The sequence below is a fragment of the Roseivivax halotolerans genome (assembly GCF_900115815.1).
Lineage (GTDB): Bacteria > Pseudomonadota > Alphaproteobacteria > Rhodobacterales > Rhodobacteraceae > Roseivivax > Roseivivax halotolerans.
Map to the genome: position 1 here is coordinate 144,246 of NZ_FOXV01000002.1, position 20,402 is coordinate 164,647.

Sequence of the window (20,402 nt, forward strand, 5' to 3'; positions counted from 1 at the left end):
GGTCCTTTTCTCTCGCGGCGTCAAGCTGGCACGGAAGTCACGGGCGCACAATGGGCCCTGCCCCACCCTTTTCCTCGCCGTGCGCTGACCCTATAACCCGCCCGAACCGCTCGAAGGACGAACCCGATGCGTAAGGCCGACATCACACGCAAGACCGCCGAGACCGACATCACCGTGTCGCTCGATCTCGACGGCACGGGCAGCTACGACAACCAGACCGGCGTCGGCTTTTTCGACCACATGCTCGATCAGCTCGCCCGGCATGCGCTCATCGACATGAAGGTGCGCTGCGAGGGCGACCGGCATATCGACGACCATCACAGCGTCGAGGATGTCGGCATCGCGCTCGGCCAGGCGCTGCGCGAGGCGCTTGGCGACAAGCGCGGCATCCGCCGCTACGGCGCGTGCCTTCTGCCGATGGACGATGCGCTCGTGCGCGCCGCGCTCGACCTTTCGGGCAGGCCCTACCTCGTCTGGAACGTCGAGATGCCGACCGCGCAGATAGGCACGTTCGACACCGAGCTCGTGCGCGAATTCTTCCAGGCTTTCGCCACCCACGGCGGCATCACGCTGCATGTCGATAGGCTGCACGGCCTCAACAGCCATCACATCGCGGAGGCCGCGTTCAAGGCCGTCGCCCGGGCATTGCGCGAGGCCATCGAGCCCGATCCGCGCAAATCCGATGCCATCCCATCCACGAAGGGAACGCTCTGACCATGCTGACCGCGATCATAGATTACGAAAGCGGCAATCTGCACTCGGCCGACAAGGCCTTCCAGAAAATGGCCCGCGAGGTGGATGGCGGCGACGTCGTCGTCACCAACTCGGCCGATGTCGTTGCCAAGGCCGACCGGCTCGTTCTGCCCGGCGACGGGGCCTTTCCCGCCTGTGCCGCGGCTTTGCGCGGCCAGGGCGGCGTCTACGAGGCTCTGGTCGAGGCCGTCGAAGAGAAGGGCCGCCCGTTCATGGGCATCTGCGTCGGCATGCAGCTCATGGCGCGCAAGGGCCACGAATACGAAGAGGCCGATGGGCTCGGCTGGGTCGACGGCGAAGTCCTGAAGATCGTACCCTCCGATCCGTCGCTAAAAGTCCCTCATATGGGCTGGAACGATTTGGTCATCGAGCAGCCTCACCCGGTCCTCGAGGGCATCGAGACTGGCGATCACGCCTATTTCGTGCATTCCTACCAGATCCGCATGGCCGATCCCGGACAGCGCATCGCTTATGTCGATTACGGCGAGCACGTCACCGCCATCGTGGGCTCGGAGAACCGCATCGGCTTGCAGTTCCATCCCGAGAAGAGTGCGGAAAGCGGCCTGCGGATGATTGCCAACTTCCTGACCTGGCGGCCCTGACGGCGCGCAAAAAAAAGGGGGCTAGAGCCCCCTTTTTCGTCACCGGCGTCAGGGTGAAGCTCAGTTCACCCGCGCCCAGGTCTGGCTCGAGCAGAGCAGGCCGCCCGCCACGCAGCCCTGAAGCTGCAGCGTGTTGCCGTTGAGGTTCATCTTGCCGAGATAGACCTTGTTGTTCGACGGTCGCCACACGCGGCCCTCGTAGCGGCCATTTCCTTGCGGAACCATGTTCCGGACAAGCACTTCGCCCTTGTTCGGCGAATTGTATTCGCCCTGCGCGTTGAAGGTGCGGTCGATCGTGCCGCAGATCTTGCCGCCGTTGCAGGGCTTGAGGCCCACATAAGCGTAGGAGCCGTCATCGACCTCGGTTTTCCAGGTTCCGAGAATCGGGTCGGCGAAGGCGGCGGTTGCGCTCAGTGCGAGGCCCGCAATGGCTGTCAGAATGGTTTTCATGGCTCTCCTCCCTTGAATGGGATACAGCCTGACGCCCAATCCCCGCACCGATCAAGCTTGACGCAAGGTCGCGTTGCATGTGCCGTTCCGTCATGTCATCTGGCTCGGCGACGCAAATCTCCGGGGTATGCCGCCAGATGATCCTCTTTCCCGCCATCGACCTCAAGGACGGCCAGGCCGTCCGCCTCCTGCGCGGCGACATGGAGAAATCCACTGTCTTCAACGACGATCCAGCGGCGCAGGCACGCGCCTTCGTGGATGCCGGGTGCGAATGGCTGCACCTCGTGGACCTCAACGGCGCGTTCGCGGGAACGCCGGTGAACGCCTCGGCGGTCGAGGCGATCCTCGCCGCCTGCCCCGGCACTCCGGCGCAGCTTGGCGGCGGCATCCGCGACATGGCCACGATCGAAACCTGGCTCGACAAGGGCCTCGCCCGCGTCATTCTGGGCACGGTCGCAGTCGAGAACCCGGACCTCGTTCGACAAGCCGCGCGCGCCTTTCCGGGTCGGGTCGCAGTCGGGATCGACGCGCGCGGCGGCAAGGTCGCGACCAAGGGCTGGGCCGAAGAGACGGATGTCGACGCGACCGAGCTTGCAAAAAGCTTCGAGGACGCCGGTGTCGCGGCGATCATCTATACCGACATCAACCGTGACGGCGCGATGGGCGGCCCGAATATCGAGGCGACCGAGGCACTGGCCCGTGCCGTCTCGATCCCGGTCATAGCCTCGGGCGGCGTATCCTCTCTCGCGGACCTGACAGCCCTTCGCGACACCGGAATCATCTCGGGCGCGATCTCGGGCCGTGCCCTTTATGACGGCGCGCTCGACCTTCGCGAGGCCCTGAGCGCGCTCGCCTGATCCGTTACTCGGCGACGGCCGCGCTCGTCAGATTGTCGAGCGCGCCTTCCATCTGCCTGATGTATTCCGCATCGTCGTCGATCTCGAACTCGTCGAAGGTTTCCTCGGGCTCGACATAGGCGACGCGCACCTGGCCCGTCGCATCCTCGTAAGCCAGAACCTTCAGCGGCAATACGAGCCCCGCCAGCGGATCATCCTGCATCGCGGGGGTCCCGATCTGAGGATTGCCGAAAATGAGTAATTCGCTCGCGCCGAGATCCATATCGACACTCTGGGCGCCGCTGCCGTGATCGACACGGGCGAAGATCGTTGCGCCCGCATTTTTCACGGCGGCCTCGAGCTTGTCGATCGTCTCGGCCACTGTATGCGGGCTGTCCTTGGTGATGACATGATCGTCCGCCAAAGCGGGCGCGCCGACGCCGAGCGCGAGGACGAGAGGGGCGGCAGTACGGATCAGAACGCGAATCATCGAAACCTCCTGTTGGTTAACAGAGGCGCAACTCGCAGTAGGGCTCTCTGGGTTCCCTGACTGGCCGACTTGTGATCCGTGCCAGCCTTCGGCATATCCGGGAGTGAGCCAACGAGAGCGAGCCCATGCTGAAGACCCGCATCATTCCCTGCCTCGACGTGGCCGATGGCCGCGTCGTCAAGGGCGTCAACTTCGTCGATCTGCGCGATGCAGGCGATCCGGTGGATGCCGCGCGCGCCTACGACGCCGCCGGCGCGGACGAGATCTGCTTTCTCGACATCACCGCGAGCCACGAGGATCGCGACACCATGCTCGACGTGGTGACGCGCACCGCCGAGCAATGCTTCATCCCCCTTACCGTGGGCGGCGGCGTTCGCAGCGTCGAGGATGTCCGCAAGCTGCTTCTCGCGGGCGCGGACAAGGTCAGCTTCAACTCCGCCGCCGTCGCCGACCCGGACGTCGTCTCGCGCGCCTCCGACCAGTTCGGCAGCCAATGCATCGTTGTCGCCATCGATGCCAAGTCCGTGGGCGAGAACAAATGGGAGATCTTCACCCATGGCGGCCGCCGCGAGACCGGGATCGACGCCATCGACTTCGCGCTGACCATGCAGGCCAAGGGCGCGGGCGAGATCCTGCTGACCTCGATGGACAAGGATGGCACCCGCTCGGGCTTCAACATCCCGCTGACCCGCGCGATTTCGAACGCGGTGACAATTCCCGTCATCGCCTCCGGCGGTGTCGGCACGCTCGATCACCTCGTGGAAGGCGTGACCGAAGGCGGAGCGTCTGCCGTCCTCGCAGCCTCGATCTTTCACTTCGGAGAATTCACCATCGCCGAGGCGAAGGATCACATGGCCGCGCACGGTATCCCGGTGCGCCGATGACCCTTGAGGAACTTGCCCGGATCATCGACGCGCGAGCCGAAGCCGCGCCGGACGAGAGCTGGACTGCGAAGCTCCTGGCAAAGGGCCCCGAGAAATGCGCTGAGAAGTTCGGCGAGGAAGCGATCGAGGCGATCATCGAGGCCGCGCGCGGCGACCGCGCCCGCCTGACCTCGGAGGCTGCCGACGTGCTTTTCCATTTCCTCGTGATGCTGAAATCGCAAGGCGTTCCGCTTGCTGACGTCATGGCCGAACTCGAGACCCGGCAAAGCCGTTCAGGTCTCGCGGAAAAGGCCGCACGAGAGCACTGACGAGGCCCGTCCTGTCGGGCGGCATAGCCTGAAGCAGCACCGCTCTTTCGCGCTCGAACTTTCGCCGCGTTCCTTCAAAGTGGGCCCGTCACAGGTTTGAAGCTCAAGGGCGCAGGCTGCGCTCTCAGGTTGGGCAGCTCCGCTTTACCGTCCTCGCCCAGCCAAAGTGCCCATTCTTCCGGCTCGACGATCACGGGCATCCGGTGATGCAAGTCCGCCATCTCTGCATTGGCCGCGCAGGTGACGATGGCAGCAGTCCTGCAGGTGACGCCGTTGCGTTCCCAATCCTGCCAAAGACCGGCAAAGGCGATGGGAGCTTCGTCGGTTCGCGTGATGTACCAGGGCTGCTTCGCGCCACCTTCGTCCTTGGTCCATTCATAAAAGCCTGAGGCAGGGATCAGACACCGCCGATGACGCGCCGCGTCGCGGAAGGCCGGTTTCTCTGCCATGGTTTCCGCCCGGGCATTGATGAGAAGCGGTCCGTCTTTCAGCGCCTTGTACCAACGCGGCAGGAACCCCCACCGCATCGCCTCCAGCGATCGCGGAGCATCATCCTCTCCGCCTCGCCGGATGACGTGAATATCGTCCGTGGGACAGACGTTTGAATTCGGCACGACCGGCAGGTCGTTCGCCGGACGCGCGTTGAAAAGTTGCGCCATCGCATCCTGCGGCAGCGTGACGGCGAAACGCCCGCACATCAGCGCACCCTCCTGTAAAGCGAGGAATAGAGCAGGATGCCCCACGGCGCGAGCGCCGCCTCGAGCGGCTGCCAGAGCCGCCAGAATGCCAGCGGGTCCAGCCCCGCCATCGCCGCGATCTCATTCAAGTTTCGCGTCCCGTCAATCGACCCGATCAGTGGCGCTGTGCGCTTGTCGAGCGAAAGCGGAACCGACACGCCGCACGCTTTGAGGCTCGGCCGTTTGCCAGCGCCGATTGCCTGCGCCAACGCGCGTGGATCGAGCCCCCTCAGATGCGGCACGTTCGCCCTTCGGTGCCCGCTGGCAGGCTCGGGCCGCTGCGCTTCTGCCGGGACGAGATAGGCATTGTGAACCTTGATCGTGCCACGCAGCTTTTCGGCGAGCGCCATGCGCCTGTGCTCGGGCAAATCCGCGCCCTGCCCCGTGATCCGGCTGAGATCGTATAGCCCGGGCGTTGCGAAACTGGCCAATTGCCACCCGGTGGCATCCAGCGTCTCGCTGAGTTCCGACACGCTGTAGGCTCGGTCCTGCGAATGCAGGAGCAGATCGTAGAACCCGGCATCGCTTTGTTCGTGATCTACGAGGTTGGTATTGGCGCGAAACGGATGCCCGGCGGGCAGCTCCGCAACGATCTTCCGGGCCTCGGCAAGCCGCACCTCCGGGCTTGCGCCGTCGAAGAGCGCGCCAAAGGCCTCCTGCAGCGGATAGACACCGGACCGACCGTAAGGCGCATACACCATGACCCCGGCCGCGCCTCCCGGTGCCAATGCCTCGCGCAGGGCCCGGAAGCCCGCCTCTGGCTCAGGCAAGTGATGCAGCACTCCGCAGCAATCCACGTAGTCGAAACGCCCGAAATCCGGCGCATCCAGAAGGCTCGCGGTGTGAAAGGTGATCGAGGTGAGCCCGCGCGCGGAGGCACGCGCCTCCGCGATCTCGCGCGCCCGGCGCGACAGGTCGAGATAGGTGATCTCGCACTCCCGTCCCGCCCAGGCCAGGATCTGCGCGAGCTGAATCGTGCCATCGCCGGTGCCACCCCCTGCCACCAGGATGCGTAGGGGTTTGGACCAGTCCCGCGCGCCGCCCCAGAGGAAGTGATCCATCTCGAGGGGATGCGAGGGAGAGCCCGTCACCAGCCGCGTCTTTTCCTCCGCGGGATCGCGGTCGGGATAAGGATACGCTTCGTATTGTTCGGCTACGCTGACCATGCCGGCTCCGTTCACAAGGGCCCTCCCTCTGATCGCACAGCCCGCGCCGAGGCGCGAGTACCTCTGTCGCCGGCAATGGACGCGAACTCGGCTCCAAGCCGCCCTGTGATCGGACTTGACCGACGCTCGGCAAGGCGGCATCCCAACGCCCATGATCATTTACAAGATTTTACGCGCGGACGAATGGACTGAACTCGATGCAAAGGGCGAGAGCCGGGGCGCGCCGATCGATGTCGAAGATGGCTACATCCATTTCTCGACTGCCGAGCAAGCGCCCGAGACGGCGGCGAAACACTTCGCGGGCGAGACCGGACTGAAGCTCCTGGCCTACGACAGCGACATGCTCACGCCGCTCCGTTGGGAGGCCTCGCGGGGCGGTCAGCTGTTCCCACATCTTTATGCCCGTCTCCGGCGGGACCAGGCGCTCTGGGTCGCGGATCTGCCACTCGGCCCGGACGGGCATATTTTTCCGCACGGAATGGCATGAGAATCGCCGAACGCGCGGGGCTCGCGCTGATGCACCGCGTCGAGCCCGAGCGCGCACATGGGTTGGCCTTGGCCGCATTGAAGGCCGGGATCGCGCCAGCGCCGGGCCTTGTCACCACCGAGCGCCTCGAAACCGAGGTCGCCGGGCTGCGCCTGCCAAACCCGCTGGGCCTCGCGGCGGGCTTTGACAAGAACGCCGAAGCGATGCGGGGTCTCTCCCGCGCGGGGTTCGGCTTTCTCGAAGTCGGAGCCGCGACGCCCCGCCCGCAGCCGGGCAACCCGCGCCCGCGCCTTTTCCGCTTGAGCCAGGACCGCGCCGCGATCAATCGCTTCGGCTTCAACAATGACGGGATGGAGGCGATTGCCGCGCGGCTCGAGACCCGCCCCCGCGATAGCGTGATCGGGCTCAATCTTGGTGCCAACAAGGATAGTGACGACCGCGCTTCCGACTATGTCACGGTGCTGCGCCGAACCGCGCCTCTGATCGACTTCGCGACGGTCAATGTCTCGTCTCCGAATACCGAGAAGCTGCGCGATCTGCAGGGGCGCGCGGCGCTCGAGGCGCTGCTTGGAAACGTGATCGAGACGCGGGACGAGCTGGGCGCGCGGCTGCCTGTTTTCCTGAAAATCGCGCCCGATCTCGACGCGGATGCGCTGCGCGACGTGGCCGAGGTCGCGCGAGCGGTGAAGATCGACGGGATCATCGCGACCAACACAACGCTCGCCCGCGATGGGCTGACCTCGCCACATGCTGGCCAGGCTGGCGGTCTCTCGGGTCGCCCCCTGTTCGAGCGTTCGACCCGGATCCTGGCGAAGCTCTCCGAGCTGACAGGCCGCGAGATCCAGATCATCGGCGTGGGCGGGGTCGAGAACGCCGAGACCGCTTACCAGAAGATCCGCGCAGGCGCGTCAGCGCTGCAACTCTATACCGCGCTTGTCTATGGCGGGCTCGGTCTCGTGCGCGAAATTCTCGAGGGGCTCGATCGCCGTCTAGCTGCGGACGGCTTCAGCAACGTGGCCGAAGCCGTGGGATCAGGTCGGAAAAGCTGGCTTTAAAGGCGCGGCGCGGCCTCGCCATCTTTCGCGGCCGCGATGAAAGCCCGGATTTTCCCGGCATCCTTGATCCCCGGCGACTCCTCGACGCCTGAAGAGACATCGAGCTGCTGCGCGCCGGTCATCGCGACCGCGCGGCGCGCATTTTCGGGCGTGAGCCCCCCTGCCAGCATCCAAGGCACTGGCCAGCGGCGACCCTGCACGAGCCGCCAGTCGAAGGCGAGTCCGTTGCCGCCCGGCAGTTCCGCCCCTTCCGGCGCTTTCGCGTCGATGAGGAGCTGGTCCGCGACGCGCCCGTAAGCGGCAACCTTGGCGAGGTCGTCTTCGCTGGAGACACCGAGCGCCTTCATCACGGGCAGCCCCATGCGCGCGCGCACCTCGGCCACACGTTCGGGCGTCTCGCGGCCGTGCAGTTGGATCATGTCGAGAGGTACCGCCGCGTCGATCTCATCTAGAAGCGCGTCACTCGGATCGACCAGCAACCCGACCTTGGCGATGCCGGGAGGCACCTCGAGAGCAAGTTCACGCGCGGCCTCGACGGACACATTCCGCGGCGATTTGGGAAAGAACACGAAGCCGACATAGGCAGCCCCCGCCTCCGCGGCGGCGCGCACGTCTTCTACGCGGGTCAGGCCGCAAATTTTGACGCGCACGGAATCCATGACACTCTTCGTCCCGGTATTGAAATGCGGAGCGTGGCGGGGCCCGATCAGCCCGCGCGGTCCAGAAGTGCGAGAACCTCGTCCTTGTCCTTGTCCCGCTCGTCGCGGGTGCGGCGCAGCTCGCGCTCGAGCTGACGCACTTCGCGATCCTTGCGCGCAGCCTCGGCACGGTGCTTGTGCTCGCGCAGCCATTCCCACACGAAGCCGAGGATCAGACCGACGACGATGCCGCCGAAGATCACGATGAACAGCGGCAGGGAGACGTCTCTCTGAATGCCGAGAAGCTCCGCCATCTCCGTCGGCAAGAGCTGCAACGTCACCATGCCCCGGTTGGCAAGCGCAACCGCGATCAGCACCACGGCCACGGCGGCAAGAAAGAAGTAACGGAGATATCGTGTCACGAAGTCAGGCCTTTCCGTTCAGTCGGTCGCGCAGGAGCTTGCCGGTCTTGAAGAAGGGAACGTGCTTTTCCTCGACCTCGACCGCCTCGCCGGTCCGCGGATTACGGCCGGTCCGCGCGTCGCGCTTCTTGACCGAGAACGCTCCGAAGCCGCGAAGCTCCACGCGATCGCCACGCGCCATCGCGTTGGTGATCTCCTCGAAGATCGTGTTCACGATCCTCTCAACGTCGCGTTGGTAGAGATGCGGGTTCTCGTCCGCGATCTTCTGGATCAATTCCGATCGGATCATCTTCACCCCTCCCGGCACGATTTCGCCCGCACCGTTAAACGAGAGTATAGGGCGCAAACGTCTGTGTTGAAACCAATTCTTGCGCTGATCCCTGGCCCGAACATGGCCGAGATGATGATTTTTCGGCCCCCTGCCCGCTTCTGCGCCGGCCTCGACCCGGTCAAATCGCCGGAAGACGCGACGCCCGATTCGCGCAACGAAAAGGCCCCGGCCATGATGACCGGGGCCCGTGCCGACGCCCGAAGGCGGCGACAGATTACTCGTCGTTCTTGTTCAGCGCTGCGCCGAGAATGTCGCCAAGCGATGCACCGGAATCGGAGGAGCCATACTGCTCGACCGCTTCTTTCTCTTCGGCGATCTCGCGCGCCTTGATCGACAGACCGAGACGACGGGACTTGCTGTCGACGTTGGTGACACGCACGTCGACCTTGTCGCCGACCGAGAAACGCTCGGGGCGCTGCTCAGCGCGGTCACGCGACAGGTCGGAGCGGCGGATGAAGGATTTCATGCCTTCGTATTCCACCTCGATGCCGCCATCCTCGATCGCCGTCACTTCGACGGTGATGATCGAGCCGCGCTTCACGCCGCCAACCGCATCGGCGAACTTGTCACCGCCAAGCGCCTTGATGGAGAGCGAGATGCGCTCCTTCTCGACGTCGGTTTCCTGAACGACTGCCTGGACGACATCGCCCTTGCGGTAGCTCTGGATGGCGTCTTCGCCACGCTCGTCCCAGCTGAGATCCGACAGGTGGACCATGCCGTCGATGTCGCCGTCGAGGCCGATGAACAGACCGAATTCGGTGATGTTCTTGACTTCGCCTTCGACCTCGGTGCCGGACGGATGCGTCTCTGCGAAGACTTCCCACGGATTACGCATGGTCTGCTTGAGACCGAGCGACACGCGGCGCTTGGCCGGGTCGATCTCGAGCACCATCACCTCGACCTCCTGGGAGGTGGAGACGATCTTGCCCGGATGCACGTTCTTCTTGGTCCAGGACATCTCGGAGACGTGGACGAGGCCCTCGACACCCGGCTCAAGCTCAACGAACGCACCGTAATCGGTGATGTTCGTCACGCGGCCCGTATGGACCGAGCTCAGCGGGTATTTCGCGCCGACGAGATCCCACGGATCTTCCTGCAGCTGCTTCATGCCGAGGGAGATGCGGTGCGTCTCGCGGTTGATCTTGATGACCTGCACCTTGACTGTCTCGCCGATGGCGAGGATCTCGGAGGGGTGGTTCACACGGCGCCATGCCATGTCGGTGACGTGCAGCAGGCCGTCGACACCGCCCAGGTCCACGAAGGCCCCGTATTCGGTGATGTTCTTGACGACGCCGTCGACCGCCTGACCTTCTTCGAGGTTGGCGATGACTTCCGCGCGCTGCTCTGCACGGCTTTCCTCGAGAATGGCGCGGCGCGAGACGACGATGTTGCCCCGGCGGCGATCCATCTTGAGGATCTGGAACGGCTGCTTGAGGCCCATGAGCGGGCCCGCGTCGCGCACGGGGCGCACATCGACCTGGGAGCCGGGCAGGAAGGCCACGGCGCCGCCGAGATCGACGGTGAAGCCGCCTTTGACGCGACCGAAGATCGCGCCTTCGACGCGCGCATCGTCTGCATATGCCTTCTCGAGACGATCCCACGCCTCTTCGCGGCGCGCCATCTCGCGGGAGATGACAGCCTCGCCGCGCGCGTTCTCGGCCGCGCGGAGATAGACTTCGACCTCATCGCCGACCGAGATGTCGGGCGTCTCGCCCGGATTTGCGAATTCCTTGAGATCGACGCGGCCTTCCATCTTGTAGCCGACATCGATGATGGCCTGGCCCGCCTCGACGGCGATGACCTTGCCCTTGACGACAGTGCCCTCGTCGGGCGTGTCCATTTCGAGGCTTTCATTAAGGAGGGCCTCGAATTCCTCCATGCTTGCGTTCTGAGCCATGTGGCGTCTTTTTCCTTTACTTCACGCTATTCCGGCCGCGCGGTTGTCTCCGCCGGTCTTGAGTTGGTCCTGGGCCCGCAAAACAAAGAGGGCCGGACGGGACCGACCCTGCTCGCCTCTTTGCTTCGCGGCGTTTATCGCCGTTTCGACGGGGCGGGACATACCGCCCCATCGGGCTTTTGGCAAGCCCTGAGCGCTATTGGTCGGTTCCAAGATGCGCCTTCAAGGCGCGCGCGATCCGCGCATTGAGCACCGGATCCTCCTGCGCGTCGCGATTGATCCGCTGGTATTCCGAAAAGCTGAGCCCCGGCGTTGCCGCGACATGCGCCGACAGACGCGCGTTCGCCTCCGCGATCAGGCTCGCGCGGTCCGCGTCATTGTCGACCTCGTAGTAGCGCATCATGTAATCTTTGCGGATCTTGGAGACCGCGATCGCCGTTTCGGCGAACCGCTCGATCGTGGCATCGCTGATGGCCGGGACATAGCGCACCGTCTCCGGGTGCGGCTCAGGCCCCGCCACGGCAGCCCCGCCGAACACCAATGCAAAAGCCACCGCTGACACGATACGGTGTTTCATATCGTCACCTCTGGTCTTTCCCTGTGCGGGCAAAGGCTTCCAGAGAGATCGATTCGGGTAAAGCGACGCGTCAGGTTTTTGCGGTTAATCGCGTAAAGGCGGCCTCGGCCTCCCGGTCAGGCGCGGTGTTTTCAGGCGTCTTCAAGCGGCCCTTGTTCTTCCAGTTCGTATTCACGCCGCGGCAATGCAGGAACCGGAAGCCTTTCGCAGCAAAGCGATGCAGGAAGGGCAACCGTTCGAGCCCGTGAATATCCCAGCTGAAGCCGCCCAAGGGCCCCGAAGGATCGAGGCACCATTTCGGAGGCGACGGCCGCGGGGGGTCGAAGCGATGGATATGGTCCTCATGGGTAAACGGCGGGTCGGCACCGGGCGGCGGAGACATCCATTCGCCCGCGATCTGCACGAAACCCAGCTTCGATGCGCGCGCCGCGTCGAAGAGGCTGCCCTGCCCGATCGCGATCTCGTCGATATCAAGGTTCAGAATGCCGCCCGCCCGGTCCAGGCCGCGGAGCCGCAACGCGTTGAATAGCGCGGTCTGAAGGTATTTCTCGGTCCGGCGGTAAGGCTTCAGGCCGACCGGGCCGTAGCGATACGGCGCATCGAAGACGTAAGGCTCGACGCCAGCCGCGCGAAGCGTCTCGGCAATCTCGCCGATGCCGTAGCGCGCCGAGCCGTTGTCGATCAACGCGACCGCGTCGAGCCCATGTCCGGCCTTCGTCAGCCGCGCGTGTTCGGCGATCCATTCCAGATCGTTGTCCTTGTTGATGCAGAAATGCACCCTTTTGCCATCGAGACCCGGCAGACCGGCCTCGTGCACAAGGGTTTCGCCGGTCCAGCCCGCCAGCGTGACATCGATGCGGTCGGGCGCACGCGGCGCGGCCAGCTCGAGAACCGTATGGCGCTTGTAGCGCCGCTCGCGCGCGATCTGGGCGGGCTCACCGTCGAGGCGGAACTCGCCCCCCAGCACCAAGGCGCGCAGGTTGTTGAGCGGTGGGCAAACCAGATGCACAACACCCTTCCGCCAGATCGCGTCATACCAGAACGTGTCCGCATCGAAGCCGTCCGCGTAGGTCTCGGGGCGATAGGCCTCGGGCAGTTTCGAGTGGCGGCGAAGATCTTCGGGAAAAGCGAGCCGGTGGAACTGCATTACGCCGTCCGCGTGCCTCCAGCCGCCTCGATGGCGGCGATGGCGGCGGCGACGGCCTCCTCGATGGACAGGTGCGTCGTGTCGATCTCGGTCGCGTCGTCGGCGGGACGCAGCGGCGCATCGGCGCGGCCCATGTCACGGGCGTCGCGCGCGCGCACATCTTCGAGCACGCGGGAATAATCGACATCTTCCCCCGCCGCGACGAATTCCTGGAAGCGGCGGCGTGCGCGGGTCTCCGGCGAGGCGATCACGAACAGCTTGGCCTCGGCCTCCGGGCAGATCACCGTACCGATATCCCGGCCGTCGAGCACCGCGCCCCCGTCGCGCCGCGCGAAGGCGCGTTGGAAATCGACAAGCGCTGCCCGCACTTCAGGAATCGCCGCGACCTTGGAGGCCGCCTCGCCGACCGCTCCGGTCCTGAGCCCGTCTTTTTCGAGATCGGCGGGCATCAACGCCCTCGCCGCCTCCAGCGGCTCTTCGCCCTCGAGCATCCGCAGACCGACAGCGCGATATAGAAGCCCGGTGTCGAGATGCGCGCAGCCGAAGACGCGCGCCACTTCGCGCGAGATCGTGCCCTTGCCTGAGGCTGCAGGTCCGTCGATGGCAATCGTAAAGGCCATGAGGTCTTCCTATCCCGGACGCGTTGCCAATGCGAGGGCCGGATCGTCCTGAGCGGCCTGCGGCAGGCCGTCGGCTATCTCGTAGTACCGCCCCTTGTCGGCACAGAAAATATGGCTGGCGAGCTTCAGATCGTCCGGATGCGTGTCGAGCGTGCCCGCCCAGATCGAGAGATGCCCAGGCCGCCGCCAGAACAGGTTCGACCCGCAGGTCGGGCAGAACCCCCGCTCGGCGCTGTCCGAAGAGCGGTACCATCGGGGCTCACCCTCGATTGTGACGCAGTCTGCCGGGGCCGAGGTCGCGGCGACGTGATGGCCGGTCGTCTTTCGGCATTGGCTGCAATGGCAGGCGACAACCGGACGGAGCGGGCCGTCCACCCGGTAGCGGATCGCGCCGCAAAGGCAGGATCCCGTCGCGGTGCTCATGCCTCGTCCCGTGCGACTGCAGCGCCGAGCCCCTGCATCAGCGGCTCGAAGATCGGGAACGAGGTCGCGATCGGGCTGCCGTCATCGACGCGCACGCCGTCCCGCGCGGCAAGGCCGAAGACGAGGAACGACATGGCGATGCGGTGGTCGAGCCGGCTTTCCACCGTCCCGCCCCCGGTGACATTGCCGAAGCCGCGCCCCTGCACGCGCCACCAATCCTCGCCCTCCTCGACCTCGATGCCGTTTGCGCGCAGCCCTTGCGCCATCGCATCGATCCGGTCGCTTTCCTTGACCCGCAACTCCTTGACGCCGGGCATGTAGGTCGGACCCTCCGCAAAGGCCGCGACCGCCGAGAGGACGGGATATTCGTCAATCATCGAGGCCGCGCGCCCGGGCGGCACCTCGATGCCCTTCAGGTCGGGCGAGAAGCGCGCGCGCAGGTCGGCGACCGGCTCGCCCCCCTCTTGGCGCTCGTTCTCGTAAGTCAGGTCCGCGCCCATCTCGCGCAGGGTCGTGAAAAGGCCCGCACGCGTCGGGTTCAGCCCGATATTCGGCACCAGCACGTCCGAACCTTCGGTGATAAGCGCCGCGCAAACGGGGAAGGCCGCCGACGACGGGTCGCGCGGCACGGCGATGGTCTGGGGCCTGAGCTCGGGCTGGCCCTTCAACGTGATGATGCGGCCCTCGGGGCTGTCCTCGACCGAGACATCCGCACCGAAGCCAGTCAGCATCCGCTCGGAATGATCGCGTGTCGCCTCCCGCTCTATCACCACGGTCTCGCCTGGCGCGTTGAGACCCGCGAGAAGCACCGCCGATTTGACCTGCGCCGATGGCACGGGCGTGGCATAGCGCACGGGCACCGGCATCTGAGCACCGACAATGGTCATGGGCAGACGGCCACCCGCGCGACCGTATGCGCGCGCGCCGAACAGCGCGAGCGGATCGGTCACGCGCGCCATTGGCCGGCCGTTGAGGCTCGCATCGCCGGTGAAGGTCGCGGTGATCGGCGAGGTTGCCATCACCCCCATGATGAGCCGCACGCCGGTGCCCGAATTCCCGCAATCGATGACCTGCTCGGGCTCGGCAAGCCCGCCAACGCCGAAGCCGTGCACGACCCACGCATCGCCGTCCTTCCAGACCTCGGCTCCGAAGGCGCGCATGGCCGCTCCGGTGTCGAGCACATCCTGCCCTTCCAGCAGCCCCGTCACGCGAGTTTCCCCAACCGACAGGGCGCCGAGAATGAGCGCGCGGTGAGAGATCGACTTGTCGCCGGGCACATGCGCCTCTCCCGACAGCGGGCCCGAGGGCTTGGAGATCATGGGAATGGCGCGGCCATGGGCTGACATGTGACATCCTTCACGTGGTATCTGCGGCGCTTTAGCAATCCCGCTCGTCGGGGTCTATCCGGCGCGTAAGAAAAGCCCGCATCCTGCCCTTCAAAACGACAAACGCGGGCTCCAAGGCCCGCGTCGTCGTGTCACTTGGTCTTGGCCGTATCGGTTTATTGCACCAGCGTCGCGGCGGCGGCTGCGGCGGCCGCTTCGATCCCGAAGAGGTTCACGACACCCGCCACCATCGCGAAAGCCGACAGAGCGAGGAAGCCCCACAGCACCGGTGAGACACCCCGATCGAGTGTGTCGTCCCGCTCTTCGCCGAAATACATGAAGTACACGATCCGCAGGTAATAAAAGGCGCCGATCACGCTCGCGATCACACCGGCGATCGCAAGCCAGACAAGCCCGCCATCATAGGCCGCGCGCAGCACGTAGAGTTTGCCGAAGAAGCCGACCAGTGGCGGCACGCCCGCGAGGCTGAAGAGCAGGATCAGCATCGCGAAGGCCCGGCCCGGCTCGACCCGGCTGAACATGTTGAGCGATGCGATATCGGTGACAGGCTGGCCGTCCCTCTCCATCGACAGGATGAAGGCGAAGGTGCCGACGTTCATGGTGACGTAAATCGCCATGTAGATCAGCATCGCCTGCACGCCGAACTGGGTGCCCGCTGCGAGCCCCATGAGCGCATAGCCCATATGCGCGATCGAGGAATAGGCCATCAGACGCTTGATATTGGTCTGACCGATCGCCGCGATACCGCCGAGGAACATCGACAGGACCGACAGGAAGGCGAGGATCTGCTGCCAGTCGCCCGTGACGCCGCCGAAGGCTTCGAACAGAAGACGCGCGAACAGGCCCATCGCCGCGACCTTCGGGGCTGTCGCGAAAAAGGCGGTGACCGGCGTCGGAGAACCTTCATAGACGTCCGGCGTCCACATGTGGAACGGAACAGCCGAGACCTTGAAGGCAAGCCCGGCCGACAGGAAGACGAGGCCAAAGAGAAGTCCGAGCGAGGTTTGCCCCTCGCCCGCTGCCTCGATGATGCCCGAGAACAGAGTGGTGCCCGCAAAGCCGTAGGTCAGCGAGGCACCATAGAGCAGCAGACCCGAGGAGAGGGCGCCGAGGACGAAATACTTGAGGCCCGCCTCGGTCGAGACCGCGCTGTCGCGGCGCAGCGACGCCACGACATAGAGCGCCAGCGATTGCAGTTCGAGCCCCATGTAGAGCGCCATCAGGTCGCCCGCGGAGACCATGACCATCATGCCGACCGCGGCAAGCGCGATCAGGATCGGGTATTCGAACTTCAGGATGCCCCGGCGCTGCATGTAATCCTGGCTCATCACCAGAACCGCCGCGGCCGAGACCAGGAGCATCACCTTCGCAAACCGCGCAAAGCCGTCGTCGATGAACATGCCGCCAAAGGCCGTCGCGGTCCCGCCGCCGCTCGTGGCGATCCAGATCGCAACGAGCGCGAAGAGGCCCGCGGTCAGCCAGACGAGCGTGGGGGCAAGCGCGTCCTTGCCCGTATAGACGCAGCCGACGAGGGCGAGCATCGCGTAGATCGCGATGACGATCTCGGGCAGGATGATGGCGAGGTCAGAGGAAATCATGTCTCGGTCCTCAATTGCTGTGGCTCGCGACCTGCGTCGCGTGCGGCATGTTGGCGATTTCGGTCTCGTAATCCGAAACCAGTGCCTCCACCGAGGGCCCGATCCGGTCGAGGATCGGCGCGGGATAGACCCCGAGCCAGATCGTCATGAAGACGAGCGGGGCGAAGATGGCCTTCTCTCGGCGAGTCATGTCCGTGATTGTCTTGAGGCTTTCCTTGATCAGGTCGCCCATGACCACCCGGCGATAGAGCCAGAGCGCGTAGGCCGCCGACAGGATCACCCCCGTCGTGGCGAACATCGCGACCCAGGTGTTGACTTGGAAAACGCCCATCAGCGTCAGGAATTCGCCGATGAAGCCCGACGTGCCGGGCAGGCCGACATTGGCCATCGTGAAGAGCATGAAGATCAGCGCATAGGCCGGCATACGGTTCACGAGCCCGCCATAGGCATCGATCTCGCGGGTATGCATTCGGTCGTAGATCACGCCCACGCACAGGAAGAGCGCGCCGGAGATGAAGCCGTGGCTCAGCATCTGGAAGATCGCGCCGTCGATGCCTTGCTGGTTCGCCGCGAAAATCCCCATCGTCACGTAGCCCATATGCGCGACCGACGAATAGGCGATCAGCTTCTTCATGTCCTCCTGCACGAGCGCGACAAGGCTGGTGTAGACGATCGCGATGACCGAGAGCCAGAGAACGAAGGGCCCGATCACCTCGGAGCCGACGGGGAACATCGGCAGGTTGAAGCGCAGGAAGCCGTAGCCGCCGAGTTTCAGAAGGATCGAGGCCAGCACCACAGAGCCCGCCGTCGGCGCCTGAACGTGCGCGTCCGGCAGCCAGGTATGGACTGGCCACATCGGCATCTTCACAGCGAAAGAGGCGAAGAACGCCAGGAACAGGAGCGTCTGCATACCCCCCAGAACCTGGATGCCGAGCACGTTCATGCCGGCAGCAGAGAATTGGTGGTTGAGAAGCGTCGGAATGTCCGTCGTGCCCGCATCGGCATACATCGCGACCATCGCGACCAGCATCAGCACCGAGCCGAGGAAGGTGTAGAGGAAGAACTTGAACGCCGCGTAGATCCGGTTCTTGCCGCCCCAGATCCCGATGATGAGGAACATCGGGATAAGGCCCCCCTCGAAAAAGAGGTAGAAGAGAACGAGGTCTAGCGCCATGAACACGCCGAGCATCAGCGTCTCGAGGACGAGGAAGGCGATCATGTATTCCTTGACCCGCGTCTTCACGTCCCAGGAAGCGGCGATCACGAGCGGCATGATGAACGTCGTCAGCATTACGAACAGGACCGAAATCCCGTCGACGCCCATCTTGTAGCTGAGCCCGAGAAGCCACTGCCCCTCTTCCACCATCTGGAAGCCCGTATCCTCCGGGTCGAACTGCGCCAGGATGAAGAGCGAGATCAGGAAGGTCGCCGAGGTCGCGATCAGGGCAAGCCACTTGGCATTGCGGTCTGCCGCCGCGCTGTCGCCGCGCAGGAACACACCGAGGATCAGAGCGGCGAGCGCCGGCAGGAAAGTGACGATGGAAAGCAGGTTGTCCATGTTACTGCGCTCCTCCGGAGAGCGACATCCAGGTGATCAGCGCGGCAATGCCGATCACCATCCAGAAGGCATAGGTGAAGATGTAGCCGGACTGAGCGCGGCCCGCGAGGCGCGTGAAATAGGGGATCACGCCCATTGAGAGTCCGTTGATCGCCCCGTCGATCGTGCCGCCATCCCCGCGCTTCCACAGGAAACGGCCAAGCGACTTGGCGGGACGGACGAAGAGGAAGTCGTAGATCTCGTCGAAATACCACTTGTTGAGGAGGAACAGATAGAGGGGCCGCTGGTTCTCCGCGAGGCGCTTCGGCAGCGCCGGGTTCACGATGTAGAACAGGTAGGCCGTGCCAAGCCCTATGAGCATCGCGACGAAGGGCGATAGCTTGACCCAGGTCGGCACGTAATGCGCCTCGTGCAGAATCGTGTTCTCGGGCGCGATATAGATCGCCGCCTCGCCCGGTGCGCTTTCCATCACGTAGTGCAATTCGGACGCTTTCGGGCTGCGCTCGGCCACCTGCTCGACGAGTTCCTCGGACGGTTCGGTATATTCGCCACCGAAGAAGCGGACGACCTCGTTCGTATGGCCGAAGAAGCTCGAATACCAGATCGCGCCCGCGAACACCGCGCCAAGCGCCAGAACGCCGAGTGGGATCAGCATGACCTTCGGGCTCTCGTGTGCGTGCTCATGGGTGTGCTTGTCACCCCGCGCCTCGCCGAAGAAGGTCAGGAAGATGAGACGCCAGGAATAGAAGCTCGTGAAGAGCGCCGCGATCACCAGCATCCAGAAGGCGTAGCCCATCGGCCCGGCCGCATATGCACTCTCGATCACGGCATCCTTCGATGCGAAGCCTGCGAAACCGATCCAGCCCGTCAGCGGAATGCCGACGCCGGTGATCGCGAGCGTGCCGATCATCATCGCCCAGAACGTGTAAGGCAGCTTGTGGCGGAGACCGCCGTAATTCCGCATGTCCTGCTCGTGATGCATTCCGTGGATGACCGAGCCCGCGCCGAGGAACAGCATCGCCTTGAAGAAGGCGTGCGTGAGGAGGTGGAACATCGCCACCGAATAGACGCCGACGCCCGCGGCCACGAACATGTAACCGAGCTGCGAACAGGTCGAATAGGCAATGACGCGCTTGATGTCGTTCTGAACGAGACCCACCGTCGCCGCGAAGAAGGCGGTGGTCGCGCCGAGGAAGGTCACGAAGGCCATCGCTTCGGGCGCGAATTCCATCAGCGGCGACATGCGGCAAACGAGGAAGACACCTGCCGTCACCATCGTTGCGGCGTGGATCAGCGCCGAAACCGGTGTCGGGCCTTCCATCGCGTCGGGCAGCCAGGTGTGCAGGATGAGCTGCGCCGACTTGCCCATCGCGCCAACGAAGAGGAGGAAGGCAATGAGGTTCGCCGCGTTCCACTCCGTCCAAAGGAAAGTGAGCTGTGTCTCCGCGATCTCGGGCGCGGCGGCGAAAATGTCGTCGAACCGCACGCTGTCCACAAGGAAGAAGAGCGCGAAGATACCGAGCGCGAAGCCGAAATCGCCGACGCGGTTCACAATGAAGGCTTTCATCGCCGCAGCGTTGGCCGACGGTTTCTTGTAGTAGAAGCCGATCAGGAGATAGGACGCGACCCCCACGCCCTCCCAACCGAAGAACATCTGTACGAGGTTGTCCGACGTCACCAGCATCAGCATCGCGAAGGTGAAGAAGGACAGGTAGGCGAAGAAGCGGGGCTTGTAGACCTCGCCTTCCTTGAAGTTCTCGTCATGGGCCATGTAGCCCATCGAATAGAGGTGCACGAGCGCGGAGACGGTCGTGACGACGATCAGCATGATCGCCGTCAGCCGGTCAAGCCGGATCGACCAATCGGTCGAGAGCGTGCCGCTCTCGATCCAGCGCAGGATCTGGACCTTCTCGGTCACGCCGTCATGGGCAAGGAATACGATCCAGGACAGAAGGCAGGCAAGGAACAGAAGGCCCGTGGTGAGCCACATCGCGCCCTTTTCGCCGATGATGCGCCAGCCGAACCCTGCGAGGATCGCGCCCACGAGCGGGGCGAAGAGGATGATCGTTTCCATCGG

The 20,402-nt window shown here is 64.5% G+C and carries 23 protein-coding genes; 7 read left to right on the top strand and 16 right to left on the bottom strand.

Going from position 1 to position 20,402, the window contains the following annotated elements; all coding sequences use genetic code 11:
• Positions 1–126: 126 nt before the first annotated feature.
• Together hisB and hisH are read left to right on the top strand one after the other, a co-directional pair.
• Entirely contained in the window at positions 127–714 is a 588-nt protein-coding gene (gene hisB, locus BM171_RS03555) for an imidazoleglycerol-phosphate dehydratase HisB (RefSeq protein ID WP_093009450.1), read from the top strand.
• Between the two features lie 2 nt (positions 715–716).
• Positions 717–1,355: an imidazole glycerol phosphate synthase subunit HisH gene (gene hisH, locus BM171_RS03560; protein WP_093009451.1), complete on the top strand. Its 639-nt coding sequence runs from the start codon at positions 717–719 to the stop codon at positions 1,353–1,355.
• Between the two features lie 60 nt (positions 1,356–1,415).
• Here hisH and BM171_RS03565 read toward each other — a convergent pair whose 3' ends face one another.
• Positions 1,416–1,805, bottom strand: a complete 390-nt coding sequence (locus BM171_RS03565; RefSeq protein ID WP_093009452.1) for a DUF2147 domain-containing protein — start codon at positions 1,803–1,805, stop codon at positions 1,416–1,418.
• Positions 1,806–1,942: 137 nt separating this feature from the next.
• Here BM171_RS03565 and hisA point away from each other — a divergent pair, with 137 nt between their 5' ends.
• On the top strand, positions 1,943–2,662 hold the full coding sequence (gene hisA / locus BM171_RS03570; RefSeq protein ID WP_093009453.1) for a 1-(5-phosphoribosyl)-5-[(5-phosphoribosylamino)methylideneamino]imidazole-4-carboxamide isomerase: 720 nt from the start codon (positions 1,943–1,945) through the stop codon (positions 2,660–2,662).
• 4 nt (positions 2,663–2,666) lie between these two features.
• On the opposite strand, the gene BM171_RS03575 is transcribed toward hisA, so the two are convergent.
• Complete coding sequence (locus tag BM171_RS03575; RefSeq protein ID WP_093009454.1) at positions 2,667–3,131, bottom strand: DUF302 domain-containing protein; 465 nt, start codon at positions 3,129–3,131, stop codon at positions 2,667–2,669.
• Positions 3,132–3,256: 125 nt separating this feature from the next.
• Here BM171_RS03575 and hisF point away from each other — a divergent pair, with 125 nt between their 5' ends.
• Together hisF and BM171_RS03585 are read left to right on the top strand one after the other, a co-directional pair.
• Positions 3,257–4,015: an imidazole glycerol phosphate synthase subunit HisF gene (gene hisF / locus BM171_RS03580; RefSeq protein ID WP_093009455.1), complete on the top strand. Its 759-nt coding sequence runs from the start codon at positions 3,257–3,259 to the stop codon at positions 4,013–4,015.
• Positions 4,012–4,323, top strand: coding sequence for a phosphoribosyl-ATP diphosphatase (locus BM171_RS03585; RefSeq protein WP_093009456.1), 312 nt, complete (start codon positions 4,012–4,014; stop codon positions 4,321–4,323). Before hisF ends, BM171_RS03585 begins: the two co-directional genes overlap by 4 nt.
• 74 nt (positions 4,324–4,397) lie before the next feature.
• Here BM171_RS03585 and BM171_RS03590 read toward each other — a convergent pair whose 3' ends face one another.
• Together BM171_RS03590 and BM171_RS03595 are read right to left on the bottom strand one after the other, a co-directional pair.
• Entirely contained in the window at positions 4,398–5,021 is a 624-nt protein-coding gene (locus BM171_RS03590) for an SOS response-associated peptidase (protein ID WP_093009457.1), read from the bottom strand.
• Positions 5,021–6,226 (bottom strand): class I SAM-dependent methyltransferase, encoded by a 1,206-nt coding sequence (locus BM171_RS03595; RefSeq protein ID WP_093009458.1) that lies wholly within the window; start codon positions 6,224–6,226, stop codon positions 5,021–5,023. Before BM171_RS03595 ends, BM171_RS03590 begins: the two co-directional genes overlap by 1 nt.
• 151 nt (positions 6,227–6,377) lie before the next feature.
• On the opposite strand from BM171_RS03595, the gene BM171_RS03600 reads away from it, so the two are divergent.
• Both BM171_RS03600 and BM171_RS03605 read left to right on the top strand, forming a co-directional pair.
• Complete coding sequence (locus tag BM171_RS03600; RefSeq protein WP_093009459.1) at positions 6,378–6,713, top strand: DUF952 domain-containing protein; 336 nt, start codon at positions 6,378–6,380, stop codon at positions 6,711–6,713.
• A complete protein-coding gene (locus BM171_RS03605) occupies positions 6,710–7,768 on the top strand; it encodes a quinone-dependent dihydroorotate dehydrogenase (RefSeq protein ID WP_093009460.1) in 1,059 nt (352 codons plus the stop codon). Before BM171_RS03600 ends, BM171_RS03605 begins: the two co-directional genes overlap by 4 nt.
• On the opposite strand, the gene BM171_RS03610 is transcribed toward BM171_RS03605, so the two are convergent.
• From BM171_RS03610 to nuoL, 12 genes are all read right to left on the bottom strand, one after another.
• Positions 7,765–8,427 (bottom strand): phosphoribosylanthranilate isomerase, encoded by a 663-nt coding sequence (locus BM171_RS03610; protein ID WP_093009461.1) that lies wholly within the window; start codon positions 8,425–8,427, stop codon positions 7,765–7,767. The two genes, BM171_RS03605 and BM171_RS03610, sit on opposite strands and share 4 nt — an antisense overlap.
• 47 nt (positions 8,428–8,474) lie before the next feature.
• Positions 8,475–8,828 carry a LapA family protein gene (locus BM171_RS03615; RefSeq protein ID WP_245760176.1) on the bottom strand — a complete coding sequence of 118 codons (354 nt, stop codon included), beginning with the start codon at positions 8,826–8,828 and terminating at the stop codon, positions 8,475–8,477.
• A gap of 4 nt (positions 8,829–8,832) precedes the next feature.
• On the bottom strand, positions 8,833–9,117 hold the full coding sequence (gene ihfB, locus BM171_RS03620) for an integration host factor subunit beta (RefSeq protein ID WP_093009462.1): 285 nt from the start codon (positions 9,115–9,117) through the stop codon (positions 8,833–8,835).
• Positions 9,118–9,373: 256 nt separating this feature from the next.
• The gene (rpsA, locus tag BM171_RS03625) at positions 9,374–11,056 is read right to left on the bottom strand and encodes a 30S ribosomal protein S1 (RefSeq protein WP_093009463.1); all 1,683 of its coding nucleotides are present in this window, start codon (positions 11,054–11,056) and stop codon (positions 9,374–9,376) included.
• A 196-nt stretch (positions 11,057–11,252) separates the two neighbouring features.
• Positions 11,253–11,633, bottom strand: a complete 381-nt coding sequence (locus BM171_RS03630; protein WP_093009464.1) for a DUF4168 domain-containing protein — start codon at positions 11,631–11,633, stop codon at positions 11,253–11,255.
• Between the two features lie 70 nt (positions 11,634–11,703).
• Positions 11,704–12,780 carry a hypothetical protein gene (locus BM171_RS03635; protein WP_093009465.1) on the bottom strand — a complete coding sequence of 359 codons (1,077 nt, stop codon included), beginning with the start codon at positions 12,778–12,780 and terminating at the stop codon, positions 11,704–11,706.
• Positions 12,780–13,400, bottom strand: a complete 621-nt coding sequence (locus BM171_RS03640) for a (d)CMP kinase (protein ID WP_093009466.1) — start codon at positions 13,398–13,400, stop codon at positions 12,780–12,782. The genes BM171_RS03635 and BM171_RS03640 overlap by 1 nt, the downstream gene beginning before the upstream one ends.
• A 9-nt stretch (positions 13,401–13,409) precedes the next feature.
• Positions 13,410–13,823, bottom strand: coding sequence for a GFA family protein (locus tag BM171_RS03645; RefSeq protein ID WP_093009467.1), 414 nt, complete (start codon positions 13,821–13,823; stop codon positions 13,410–13,412).
• Complete coding sequence (gene aroA, locus BM171_RS03650; protein WP_093009468.1) at positions 13,820–15,169, bottom strand: 3-phosphoshikimate 1-carboxyvinyltransferase; 1,350 nt, start codon at positions 15,167–15,169, stop codon at positions 13,820–13,822. Before aroA ends, BM171_RS03645 begins: the two co-directional genes overlap by 4 nt.
• A gap of 155 nt (positions 15,170–15,324) precedes the next feature.
• A complete protein-coding gene (gene nuoN, locus BM171_RS03655; RefSeq protein WP_093009469.1) occupies positions 15,325–16,767 on the bottom strand; it encodes an NADH-quinone oxidoreductase subunit NuoN in 1,443 nt (480 codons plus the stop codon).
• Positions 16,768–16,777: 10 nt separating this feature from the next.
• Positions 16,778–18,325 carry an NADH-quinone oxidoreductase subunit M gene (locus tag BM171_RS03660; RefSeq protein WP_093009470.1) on the bottom strand — a complete coding sequence of 516 codons (1,548 nt, stop codon included), beginning with the start codon at positions 18,323–18,325 and terminating at the stop codon, positions 16,778–16,780.
• A 1-nt stretch (position 18,326) separates the two neighbouring features.
• The gene (gene nuoL / locus BM171_RS03665) at positions 18,327–20,399 is read right to left on the bottom strand and encodes an NADH-quinone oxidoreductase subunit L (RefSeq protein ID WP_093009471.1); all 2,073 of its coding nucleotides are present in this window, start codon (positions 20,397–20,399) and stop codon (positions 18,327–18,329) included.
• Positions 20,400–20,402: the final 3 nt, after the last annotated feature.

Coding starts and splice junctions, on each gene's coding strand:
- hisB (WP_093009450.1), top strand. CDS start 127: ATGCGTAAGGCCGACATCACACGCAAGACCGCCGAGACCGACATCACC.
- hisH (WP_093009451.1), top strand. CDS start 717: ATGCTGACCGCGATCATAGATTACGAAAGCGGCAATCTGCACTCGGCC.
- BM171_RS03565 (WP_093009452.1), bottom strand. CDS start 1,805: ATGAAAACCATTCTGACAGCCATTGCGGGCCTCGCACTGAGCGCAACC.
- hisA (WP_093009453.1), top strand. CDS start 1,943: ATGATCCTCTTTCCCGCCATCGACCTCAAGGACGGCCAGGCCGTCCGC.
- BM171_RS03575 (WP_093009454.1), bottom strand. CDS start 3,131: ATGATTCGCGTTCTGATCCGTACTGCCGCCCCTCTCGTCCTCGCGCTC.
- hisF (WP_093009455.1), top strand. CDS start 3,257: ATGCTGAAGACCCGCATCATTCCCTGCCTCGACGTGGCCGATGGCCGC.
- BM171_RS03585 (WP_093009456.1), top strand. CDS start 4,012: ATGACCCTTGAGGAACTTGCCCGGATCATCGACGCGCGAGCCGAAGCC.
- BM171_RS03590 (WP_093009457.1), bottom strand. CDS start 5,021: ATGTGCGGGCGTTTCGCCGTCACGCTGCCGCAGGATGCGATGGCGCAA.
- BM171_RS03595 (WP_093009458.1), bottom strand. CDS start 6,226: ATGGTCAGCGTAGCCGAACAATACGAAGCGTATCCTTATCCCGACCGC.
- BM171_RS03600 (WP_093009459.1), top strand. CDS start 6,378: ATGATCATTTACAAGATTTTACGCGCGGACGAATGGACTGAACTCGAT.
- BM171_RS03605 (WP_093009460.1), top strand. CDS start 6,710: ATGAGAATCGCCGAACGCGCGGGGCTCGCGCTGATGCACCGCGTCGAG.
- BM171_RS03610 (WP_093009461.1), bottom strand. CDS start 8,427: ATGGATTCCGTGCGCGTCAAAATTTGCGGCCTGACCCGCGTAGAAGAC.
- ihfB (WP_093009462.1), bottom strand. CDS start 9,117: ATGATCCGATCGGAATTGATCCAGAAGATCGCGGACGAGAACCCGCAT.
- rpsA (WP_093009463.1), bottom strand. CDS start 11,056: ATGGCTCAGAACGCAAGCATGGAGGAATTCGAGGCCCTCCTTAATGAA.
- BM171_RS03630 (WP_093009464.1), bottom strand. CDS start 11,633: ATGAAACACCGTATCGTGTCAGCGGTGGCTTTTGCATTGGTGTTCGGC.
- BM171_RS03635 (WP_093009465.1), bottom strand. CDS start 12,780: ATGCAGTTCCACCGGCTCGCTTTTCCCGAAGATCTTCGCCGCCACTCG.
- BM171_RS03640 (WP_093009466.1), bottom strand. CDS start 13,400: ATGGCCTTTACGATTGCCATCGACGGACCTGCAGCCTCAGGCAAGGGC.
- BM171_RS03645 (WP_093009467.1), bottom strand. CDS start 13,823: ATGAGCACCGCGACGGGATCCTGCCTTTGCGGCGCGATCCGCTACCGG.
- aroA (WP_093009468.1), bottom strand. CDS start 15,169: ATGTCAGCCCATGGCCGCGCCATTCCCATGATCTCCAAGCCCTCGGGC.
- nuoN (WP_093009469.1), bottom strand. CDS start 16,767: ATGATTTCCTCTGACCTCGCCATCATCCTGCCCGAGATCGTCATCGCG.
- BM171_RS03660 (WP_093009470.1), bottom strand. CDS start 18,325: ATGGACAACCTGCTTTCCATCGTCACTTTCCTGCCGGCGCTCGCCGCT.
- nuoL (WP_093009471.1), bottom strand. CDS start 20,399: ATGGAAACGATCATCCTCTTCGCCCCGCTCGTGGGCGCGATCCTCGCA.